Genomic DNA, 789 nt, shown 5'->3' on the forward strand with positions numbered 1-789 from the left:
TCGGAGCCCTGGGACGGTTCGGAGCCGGGGGGCGGTTCGGTGCTCATGCGCCGAGTGCACCGCGAGCGGGTCCGCCCCGCACCTGGGACGGGCCGTACGGATGACCTTGGTCGCCCGGCCGGGGGCGGTCCGCGTCGGCCCGGTCAGCCGGCCACGAACGTGTGCGCCGCCTTGTCGTGCCAGCACTGGCGCCACGGCCGGTCGAACAGGCACCACACCACGCCCACGAGGCCGACGCCGAGCAGGCCGGGAACGCTGTAGACGAGCCAGCGGCGCAGGGCGGGGCCGAAGGCCGGGGGCTCGTGGGCCTCGATGTCCCGTACCTGCAGACCGCACAGCTTCTTGCCCAGGGTGCGGCCCCACTTGACCGTGGGCAGGACCTCGTACAGGACGCCGGAGAGCAGCAGCACGGCGAGGACGATGCCGAGGTACGTCCCCGTGGTGCCGTCCAGGAGCCAGACGGTGACCGTGCGGCCGGAGAGCCTGGCCGCGTCGATCTTGTCGTTGAGGTGGTCGATCGCCTTGGCGCCGAGCGGTACGGCGGCCGCCGCGGTCCCCCCCGCGACGACGGCCGAGTCGACGAGCCGCGCGGCCAGCCGCTTGCCGAGGCCGGCCGGGCGGGCCGCCGCCTGCCGTCGCGCCACCGCCTGGAACGGGTCCTCGACCGGCGGCTTCCAGGGCGCGACGGGCTGCTCGTCCCCCGCCCCCGCCAGCTGGTGCACCTGCTGCGCCCACGAGGACTGCCCGCCACCGGGCCCGCTGGTCAGCGGCGCGGACGCGGCCCGGGGG

Annotated in this window: 1 protein-coding gene; it reads right to left on the reverse strand. The window is 76.3% G+C overall.

Features of this window, described 5'->3' with window-relative positions:
• Nucleotides 1–143 precede the first annotated feature (143 nt).
• Nucleotides 144–789: RDD family protein (locus tag C1I97_RS38205; RefSeq protein ID WP_146608463.1), on the reverse strand; the 646-nt coding region annotated here is incomplete at its 5' end.

This window comes from Streptomyces sp. NTH33 (assembly GCF_003236365.1).
Taxonomy (GTDB): domain Bacteria; phylum Actinomycetota; class Actinomycetes; order Streptomycetales; family Streptomycetaceae; genus Streptomyces.